This is a genomic window from Bacillus sp. ISL-77 (genome assembly GCF_018613105.1).
Map to the genome: position 1 here is coordinate 1 of NZ_JAGGQY010000045.1, position 8997 is coordinate 8997.

An 8997-nucleotide genomic window follows, 5' to 3' on the forward strand; every position below is an offset into this window, starting at 1 on the left:
CATGAAGCCCCCCTCAAGATGAGATTTCCCATAGCGCAAGCTAGTAAGAACCCTGAAAGATGATCAGGTTGATAGGTCAGAGGTGGAAGCGTGGTAACATGTGGAGCTGACTGATACTAATCGTTCGAGGACTTAACCAATTTTTAAGGCATACTCGTTTTTATAAACTTCTTCTGCATTATCTAGTTTTGAGGGAATGATTCCTCAACCAAATAGTCTGGCAGCAATGGCGAGAAGGTCACACCCGTTCCCATACCGAACACGGAAGTTAAGCTTCTCAGCGCCGATGGTAGTTGGGGCATGCGCCCCTGTGAGAGTAGGACGTTGCCAGGCGGCTATTTATACTTAGTCTATATAATATTTATTGTCGTCGCGGGGTGGAGCAGTCTGGTAGCTCGTCGGGCTCATAACCCGAAGGTCGTAGGTTCAAATCCTGCCCCCGCAATCAATTAACTCTAATTATAAAAAATACATAAAATTACATATCCTCTATTGGCATTAAGGAGTTATTCTTAAGGCTTTTTTTTATTCAATGCTAAATAAACAGAATATTTTATTAGTTTTAACATTCTAAAGCGAGTACTTCTATACTTACTTGGGGGAAATCGTTCAAAAAAAATTTATTATAAACCATATATGTTGGCATTTATCATTTCAAAATCGTAATACTGTAAATTTAAGGCTACTGCTTTCAACTAAAGAATGCTTAATGTAAATAAGATTTTTACCTGCCTTTGACGCTTTTTTTCTTTTTCAACTAAGGGGGGATGTATATGTTAATTGAAAAGTGAGCCATATGACAACATAGGACTGAGCCATTTTAACTTTGTGATTTTTTATATTACGCAATGCTAAATCGGCTTTATATGGAGAGGCGGGCATGATACCCTTGTCAGGGTGCGAAATCCTTGCCCACCGCACGCTTTCGCAAAAAAGTCATGCCTGTAGAGGCTCCATGTCAAGCCTACGCAGTATTAAAATACGTTCTCCAAGTATGTGAAATTCTCTAATTTCAAGTGGCTCAAATTCAATTGCTAAATGGCTCACTTTTCACTTGCAAAATACAGGGGGATTAGTTGGAATGTGAACGGAGCTGCCAAGTACTAATGGGGAACGTTCAGTCCTTAAAAATTAGTGCATAGTTGAATATGAGGACCCTCCTTGTCTTGGAGCGAAATCTACAATTTTTCCATTTCTAATAAAACAAGGAAAAGGTAAAGGAATTAAATGAGTTTAAGTATCAATATAATAGGCACATTTGATTTGATAGGTAGTTCGCTTATTAATAAGTTTTGTTCTTTTTTTGAACCAATTTATCCGATAGATATTAGCATTTACAACACTGGTTCCTAACACAGAACAAGATTAATTAAAAAAATTCATCCTGAAATTTTAAAGGGACACCGACTTATTTTGGTCGGTGTCCCTTTTATTTACTCTTGATTATGGTAGTCAAAAGAATTAAGGAATAGGTATGAGTATGCTGGCTTTCAAGAAAAAATCCAAACCATATCTCGACAATTCTTTTTCTTCTAGGATGAAAATGGCCTTGATAAATAAGGGCTCATTACAAAACTAAACAAACGTTTGATTAACAAGAGAAAAGAGAAAAAAGGGTCGAAGAATGTAAGATTACCAAGTTTTTATACTAATCTTTGAAGATTAAGAAAAAAAACTCGAAACCGCAACGACAATCTTTTTACATGCTAGGATGGAAAAGGCCATTATAAATAAGGGCTCATTACAAAACTAAACAAACGTTTGATTAACAAGAGAAAAGAGAAAAAAGGGTCGAAGAATGTAAGATTACCAAGTTTCTATACTAATCTTTGAAGATTAAGAAAAAAACTCGAACCCGCAGCGACAATCTTTTTACATGCTAGGATGGAAAAAGCCTTGATAAATAAGGGCCCATTTAAAAACTAAACAAACGCTTGATTAAGAAGAGAAAAGTAGGAAAAGAGTCGAAAAATGCAAAATAGGAATTAAAATATAAAATCTATAGATTTTATTGCACGGTTTTGGCACCTATTAAGAAATATTCCATAAGAGACAGAACTTCTAAAATAGCAGTCACAGTGAAAATATTAAAATAGTAAAAAATATATTGCGCTGGAACATCAGAAGAGATTATCCAAACAGGTTAGGTGTTGACATGTTGAATAAGATTCACGGCCGGGATGAACTTTTAAAGCAGATGCAATAGCAACTGCTTTAAAGGTTTTTATGATTAACACTTTTAAGTGTAAAGATTATCTTTTTCCTTTTTTCGATCATGAGAATCATAGTTTGAAGGTAAGTTATTCCTAAACTGATTATCCACCAGAATGTGTTTATGAATAGCATCAGGTACTTCTTGTAGTGAATTCAACGTAAAAAAAGCCCTTTTAGGCTCCACCTTAACTTCAACGACGTTATATTTCCATTCTGTTTCTGCAGGAATGTAAATGGCATTGATGTTCATCTTTAGTGCTGGCACTATATCGGTTCTTAATGAATCTCCAACCATCCAAGTTATTTTAGGGTCCGCTTTAATTGTTTTTAATATATCCGATAAAGCTGTGGTATCTTTATGTTCTGAAATAAAGATACGATGTTCAAAATATGTAGTAAGTTCTAACTGAATGATTTTCCTACGTTGATTAGGCTCATCCCCACCTGTGTGCAAATACAATTCGTGCCCAGCTTCTTTTAATCGTTGTAGTGTTTCATTCATATATGGGAGAGGTTCTACAGGAATTTTAAATACCTTAAACCCCAACTCCCTGAAAAATTCGATATCGGACTTTTCCTTTTCTTTTCCCGTTAAGTCACAAAAGTATTTATAAGTACCAACAAAGGACTCAGGAAAACGGTCTGATGTTAAACCGTGTTCGTTAATTGATTCTAAATCAATTTCAAGTTGTTTTTGTTTTATTTCCTCTTTTGTTAAGGAGTCAAACCATGTGGTCATTTGGTCGGCAAACATTTCTATAACTTGGTTAAAATATCTATTACAATATACTAGCGTATCGTCAAGATTAAATAAGATGTTTTGTTTCTGCATTTTTTACTCCTTCTCAAGATATTTTATGGCTCTAATTATTTTTCCACAGGTCTTGTGTTTAATACACCCGGTACCAATAGCTGATCCATATCTTTTATTTTGGTTTCATCCAGATTTGGTCTAGGAGTTTTATTATCACCCTGCCAAAGATCCTTATCATTTTTATGGTTTCCGGTATGAAAAAGCCATTCCATTTCTTCATTCCACCCCTATTCATAAAAAATGCACTCCTTCTATTTATCTTAGGAATGTTTGTTCTATTTATTCGAGGTGTATGTAACAAAAATTTTGTTATGCCTAAATCACTCTTCAAATTTTTTCCAGTCATGCAGCCTTAAGGCTGAGGTGTTCTTCAGAAATGAGGACTTTAAAACCTAGGTTAAAAGCATAGAGAACATACTTCGGGCGGTAGCACTACGGACTGATCAGAAAGGAAAGAGCTCCTTTCTGTCATTCCGTACGTGTCGCTTCGGCAGTAAATGGACCGATAACCACGGATGTACGGCTCACACCTACATTCCGTAGGTTCCTGTTCCATTTACGGCTAAAGCCGCCATACCGAACGAGCCGAAAACCAGAAAATCAAAAGATTAAGATCAAAAGAATAAAAGACAAAAGGAGAGCAGCCGAATCGGCTGCTTTTATTGTTTGTTTTTTCCCTTTTGCCTTCCGAATCGTAAAACAGCGCAAGCCTACTAACCTTTTAGCCGGTAGGACACCGGAACCTCTCCGTCTAAAAGCTAAGATGGCTAGTCACTAAACGTAAGGAATTCGAAACGGTAGTTAAACAAGGTGTATTCTCTTTTGACCTAAATGGGGAGATTCATCAAGTGGCAGAATCTGAAGAAATCCCAGAAGATATTTTGGATATGATGTGGAAAGATGAAAAGTTAAACGCACTAGACAACCCTTATGGTACCTGTCGTGCAAGAGTTAATGGTAATTGCCCGTTAGCAGCAGATCCTCCATGTCTTACTGCAAATGACGGAAAACCGTGTTTTGACTTAGCGGTCGGTATGACAAGCTTTGATATAAAGAAGTATGAACTTCTCATAGATACAACAACCAAATGGATTGAAGCCTCAAGAGAATATGGCCGTGTAGATATGGTGAAATCAAATGAGAAAAATTTAGAGAGATACCAAAACATTTACGAAACAATTAAGAACGGAAATATCATTTTTGGACGTTTGGACCGTATGAAACGACAATTAGAAGGTAAGAAAAGGTGTTAAACGTGGCTAATTTTGACCGTGAAGAGCAATTAAGGCAATTACACGCCCAGCGTAAGATAAAAACAAAAGAGAAAGTAGAAGCAGCCATTAGACGCCTTACGAAGAGTTATAAGGCAATTAATTTTAATAGCGTGGCAGAAGAAGCTGGAATAAGTAAAGCCACCTTATATAATCATGCAGAGCTTAAAGAACGCATTAATTTCTTACGAAATCAACAAGAAAAAGGATTCGTAGACTCTAGCATTAAACGAGACGAAAACAATCAAAATGCGGTAATCGCTTCTCTCAAAAGAAAAATTGAAAAGTTAGAGCAAAAGAATAAGCAGTTGGAAAAAGAAAATAAACGTTTACGTGAAAAAAAAACGATAAACTAACAGAATATTTTAGTAAACTATAATAATAAGTGTGTATTTGAAAATAAAGTCGTACCGTTTATAAAAAAGATGTGTTGTTTTTAAAAAAGTTATACTGTTTATAAAAAAGTTGTGATGTTTTAACCCCTTTAGAGGTTTATCTAAAGGGGATTTTAATAGTGAAAAGGAAAAGAACAAGTAAGTTGTTGTTCCATTAAAGGGCCAGATAATGGAATAAACTAAAAGGACAGTTAGATATGGTTCCTTTATCACACAACCATACAGTTGCTTACATTTGACGAGCAATCGTAAAGTTACATATACTGTCAGGTAACTGCAGGGTTGCTTAATTCAAGGAGGTAAAACATGGATTACATTTCACCGAAAGAAGCGGTGTTAAAGGTGAAACGGTGGCCTAAAGATACCATAGCGGCGGGTCGTCGTCATACCGTTGGGCTTAAATCTGACGGAACAGTGACGGCTGTGGGTGATAATAAATATGGCCAATGTGATGTAAGCGGCTGGCGCGATATTGTGGCGGTCGCGGCTGGTAATGTTCATATGGCGACGAACACGGGAAATGCTCATACAATCGGTCTTAAATCTGACAGTACTGTGGCGGCTGTGGGTTGGAACAAGCATGACCAATGCGATGTAAACGACTGGCGCGAAATTGTAGCGGTTGCGGCGGGTTGGCGTCGTACCATTGGGCTAAAATCGGATGGCACGGTGGTAGCAGTGGGACGAAATAATGAAGGTGAATGCAATGTAAGCGGCTGGCATGATATTGTGGCGGTCGCGGCGGGTGACTGGCATACCATCGGTCTTAAATTGGACGGCACGGTGACGGCTGTGGGTAATAATCGGTATCGCCAATGCAATGTAAGCGGCTGGTGCGATATTGTGGCGGTCGAAGCGGGTTATCTTCATACAATCGGTCTTAAATCGGACGGTACGGTGACGGCTGTGGGTTTGAATAAACATGACCAATGCGATGTAAGCGGCTGGCGCGGTATTGTGGCGATAGCGGTGGGTAGTAATCATACCATCGGCCTTAAATCGGACGGTACTGTGGTGGCTGTGGGTTGGAATGAGTATGGCCAATGTAATGTAAGTGATTGGCGCGATATTGTGGCGATAGCGGCGGGTTGTGCCCATACCGTCGGGCTTAAATCGGACGGCACGGTGGTTGCTGTGGGTGATAATGAATATGGCCAATGCGATGTAAGCGGCTGGCGCGGCATCCAACTGCCTAGCAATTAGTTTTTAATAACAACAAGCCAGAGAATCACTGAACGAGTTAATGAGCATTGCTTCAGAAATAAGGATATTCCATTAAAGGGCGCATTTCTTGAGCAAGAAATGTGCTCTTTTTAATGTATAGGGCAGATTGTTGAGTAATTTTTTCAATAAAATTGGATAATTATGATGAAATATAGAGTGGATATTGTGAAGGTTTTCACTTAAACTAACGGGGCAGGTTAGTGAAACAAGCACCAATGTTCCATTGCAACTTTTTATAAAAAAATTCCTAGATGTATATCCTAGAAAAGAACTTAATTTTGTGTTTAAGAGTGGGATGTATTCTATGTGGTTTCTTTATGTATCCATTGTTGTGTTTAACCTGGCTGCTTTCCTAATGAAAAAAAATTTACCACTTATTGAATATTACGGCAGCATTTTTTGGGGCTTATTTACTGCCGAGCTAGCTGATAGATTTACGGATAAATATAATATGTACGGATTTTTCGAACCTTATTTTGTGGAGGCAAAAACCTTACTTGTTATTTTAGGGATATATCCAGCTGCAACTATGCTTATTATTAATTGGTATCCCTTTAATCGTCCATTAATTAATAAGGTTATGTATATATTATTTTGGTCTATTCTTTCTACCCTTTACGAATGGTTATGTCTAAAAATGGGTTTCTTTTATCATAAGAATTGGAATATATGGTTATCTGCTATTTCTTATCCTTTTTTATATGGGCTGTTATTCGGTAATTTAAAATTTATCCGCTGGTTAGAGTATAAAAAAAGGGTAAAAATCTGTTGTAAAAATAATTAATTCAGTGCTGTATTTTTCAACAAGGGACTTATGCTTAAGGTCGAGCTGCCATACTTGGTGGCTTTTTCTTATTAAAGTAACGGGGCAGGTTAGCTCAAGAAGGATAGTAGTTGAGGTGTGTTGAATTATAGGAAAATAAGTGTTTTCAGGAAGAGGTGAGAATGTTGGACGTTGGAGAAAAGCAATTTGCCGAAAGGGCTCTTCAACATTTATTTATTGGTAGTCAATTAGATGGAGTAAAATTCGGTGTTGGAGCAGGAGCAATTCTTATTCGATTTATGCATTATACAACTAATCAAGAACCAGATGACCTTTGGATTAACATCGAGTCAAAATGGACAGTTTTACCCAATGGAATGAAAAATTATCCTAGTTCAGAGGATGAAATGGAGGAATTAACTGAGGAAGAGGAATACAATTTAGTTTTCAAATTACGCAGGGACAAAGTTGTTGACATTAAATTAGGTAACTCTGTCCCGCACCTTTTTATCGTTTTCCAATCTGGATTAACGATGTTTGTAAACGGTCACCACAATTTGTATGAATGTTGGCAAGCTGGAGATGGTGCTGGATATACAGGGGAAGAATGGCTGATAGTTGCTACTCCAGGGGACCAAATTGCTACGTGGGTACCTGACGATTTTAAGTGAAGTAATTAAAAGATGGCGGAACGGCGACGTATCCCCTTTTCTTCTTCAACTAAAGAAGAAGTTTAGTTGAAGAATCGTCTTTAGCTCTTCTTCAACAATAGGGCCATTATATTGAATAAGAGGTGCATAAAACCTCACTTTTTTATGTAGTTAACAGGATTCTGAGGAAGCCGAAAATGTTGATTCATCGACGATGTATAAAATTATGCATAAACGATAAAAAATGAAAAAACGCCAATCCCTTGAACCATATAGGTTTGGCGTTTTTTGCTACCTTCATATAGTTATGTTTATGTAAACTAAGAATGAATAGGGTATACAGTATAAAAGCGAGTAAGTTAACGGTTGGTGGTAGCTAGCTAAATTTTAATCACCATTTCATTTATCCCGTTAATTTGTGTAATGATTTTGTTCTTTAAATAATTCTCCGAACAAAAATTGTTTTAGCGTATATTTTCATTAAAAAATGGGTGATACTCTATAAAGAAAAGTGTAAAATATTTTAACATTAAATGGAATTACCCTTAGTGATGTAAATACTATTGTTGTTGTATAAAAAAACAGTAATTTTTGTAGAGGAAAACCAAATGAATGATATCTTGGAAATTTTAATTAGGACTATTTGTGCAATCGTCTTAATTATGATTATTGCTCGAATGCTTGGAAAACAAACCATCGCTCAAATGACTTATCATGATTTTGTTGCTGCAATAACTTTAGGTGCCATTACAGCAAATTTGGCCTTTAACATAAGTTTGAAATCTTGGAAGCTTGTGTTTTCTTTAATAACATTTAGTGGTATCCTTTATATTCTTACATTGGTCGCTTTAAAAAGTCGAAAAGCAAGAAATTGGATTTCTGGAAAACCAACGGTTATTGTTGAAAATGGCAAAATACTAGAACAAAATTTAAAAAAATTAAAACTGACATCAGATACTATAAATCAGGAATTAAGGGAAAAAAATATATTTGATATCGAAGAGGTCGAGTACGCGGTGCTTGAGCTGAATGGAAGGGTTTCAGTATTACGAAAACCTGAATATCTTCCAGTAATCAGGAAGGATTTGGGGTTCTCTTCATCGAGTAAAACAGCTTTTCCTATCGAACTAATTATGGACGGTAAAATAATTGTTGAAAATTTAAAACAAAATCAACTAACTGAATGGTGTTACGAAGAACTAACTAAACGAGGATTATCAGTAGAACAAGTATTTTACGCTGTTAAAAGTACTAATGGGAACCTATTTCTCGATCTATATAAAGATAACATTCAACAACCGATTGATAAGGAATAATTTGCTCACTAAAGCTTAATTTATTGACGTTCGTTGAAGAAGCAATATAAAGGATCTTCCGGTGGAAGATCCTTTCAGATTGTAGACAAAAGGCATTCGAATGAGCCCATTCGGATGCCTTTTTATTGGATTTTTGCTCGTAAGAGCAAAATTTAGACCTATCCTTTGACTATTATTACGCCAATTCTGGACCTTTCCACGTCCAACTGGCCATCTTTTTCAAGTTCATGGCAGCAAAAGTAAGCATCGTTTGCATGGACAATTTTTTTAAGCCTCTTAAGGTTGTCCAACGCATACCATGCTTTTCCTTAGCATCCGCAAAGACCCGTTCAATCGTTTCTTTACGTCTT

The 8997-nt window shown here is 36.6% G+C and carries 8 protein-coding genes, 1 tRNA gene, 2 rRNA genes and 1 pseudogene; 9 read left to right on the forward strand and 3 right to left on the reverse strand.

Going from position 1 to position 8997, the window contains the following annotated elements:
- The 3 genes from J7E77_RS18545 to J7E77_RS18555 all read left to right on the forward strand — a co-directional run.
- Positions 1–140: ribosomal RNA gene (locus tag J7E77_RS18545) — 23S ribosomal RNA — on the forward strand; the annotation flags it as partial.
- A gap of 76 nt (positions 141–216) precedes the next feature.
- Positions 217–333: ribosomal RNA gene (gene rrf / locus J7E77_RS18550) — 5S ribosomal RNA — on the forward strand.
- 38 nt (positions 334–371) lie between these two features.
- Positions 372–445 (forward strand) — tRNA-Met (locus J7E77_RS18555).
- 1794 nt (positions 446–2239) lie between these two features.
- Here J7E77_RS18555 and J7E77_RS18560 read toward each other — a convergent pair.
- Together J7E77_RS18560 and J7E77_RS18565 are read right to left on the reverse strand one after the other, a co-directional pair.
- Positions 2240–3046, reverse strand: coding sequence for an HAD family hydrolase (locus J7E77_RS18560; RefSeq protein ID WP_214716319.1), 807 nt, complete (start codon positions 3044–3046; stop codon positions 2240–2242).
- A gap of 35 nt (positions 3047–3081) precedes the next feature.
- Positions 3082–3240: a hypothetical protein gene (locus tag J7E77_RS18565; RefSeq protein ID WP_214716321.1), complete on the reverse strand. Its 159-nt coding sequence runs from the start codon at positions 3238–3240 to the stop codon at positions 3082–3084.
- A 561-nt stretch (positions 3241–3801) separates the two neighbouring features.
- Here J7E77_RS18565 and J7E77_RS18570 point away from each other — a divergent pair.
- The 6 genes and pseudogenes from J7E77_RS18570 to J7E77_RS18595 form a co-directional block, all read left to right on the forward strand.
- Positions 3802–4281: pseudogene (locus tag J7E77_RS18570) on the forward strand (tyrosine-type recombinase/integrase); the annotation flags it as partial.
- A 2-nt stretch (positions 4282–4283) separates the two neighbouring features.
- On the forward strand, positions 4284–4655 hold the full coding sequence (locus J7E77_RS18575) for a DUF6262 family protein (RefSeq protein WP_214716323.1): 372 nt from the start codon (positions 4284–4286) through the stop codon (positions 4653–4655).
- 345 nt (positions 4656–5000) lie between these two features.
- On the forward strand, positions 5001–5897 hold the full coding sequence (locus J7E77_RS18580; RefSeq protein WP_214716325.1) for an RCC1 domain-containing protein: 897 nt from the start codon (positions 5001–5003) through the stop codon (positions 5895–5897).
- A gap of 376 nt (positions 5898–6273) precedes the next feature.
- Entirely contained in the window at positions 6274–6702 is a 429-nt protein-coding gene (locus tag J7E77_RS18585) for a CBO0543 family protein (protein WP_251028112.1), read from the forward strand.
- 164 nt (positions 6703–6866) lie between these two features.
- Positions 6867–7352, forward strand: a complete 486-nt coding sequence (locus J7E77_RS18590) for a hypothetical protein (protein ID WP_214716329.1) — start codon at positions 6867–6869, stop codon at positions 7350–7352.
- A 587-nt stretch (positions 7353–7939) separates the two neighbouring features.
- Positions 7940–8647, forward strand: a complete 708-nt coding sequence (locus tag J7E77_RS18595) for a DUF421 domain-containing protein (RefSeq protein WP_214716328.1) — start codon at positions 7940–7942, stop codon at positions 8645–8647.
- A gap of 175 nt (positions 8648–8822) precedes the next feature.
- Here J7E77_RS18595 and J7E77_RS18600 read toward each other — a convergent pair.
- On the reverse strand, positions 8823–8997 hold a 175-nt coding region (locus tag J7E77_RS18600), incomplete at its 5' end, for a transposase (RefSeq protein ID WP_214716330.1).

What these genes read in the sequence shown, in the direction of transcription:
- J7E77_RS18595 (WP_214716328.1), top strand. Translation starts at nt 7,940, where the DNA reads ATGAATGATATCTTGGAAATTTTAATTAGGACTATTTGTGCAATCGTC.
- J7E77_RS18580 (WP_214716325.1), top strand. Translation starts at nt 5,001, where the DNA reads ATGGATTACATTTCACCGAAAGAAGCGGTGTTAAAGGTGAAACGGTGG.
- J7E77_RS18565 (WP_214716321.1), bottom strand. Translation starts at nt 3,240, where the DNA reads ATGGAATGGCTTTTTCATACCGGAAACCATAAAAATGATAAGGATCTT.
- J7E77_RS18560 (WP_214716319.1), bottom strand. Translation starts at nt 3,046, where the DNA reads ATGCAGAAACAAAACATCTTATTTAATCTTGACGATACGCTAGTATAT.
- J7E77_RS18585 (WP_251028112.1), top strand. Translation starts at nt 6,274, where the DNA reads ATGAAAAAAAATTTACCACTTATTGAATATTACGGCAGCATTTTTTGG.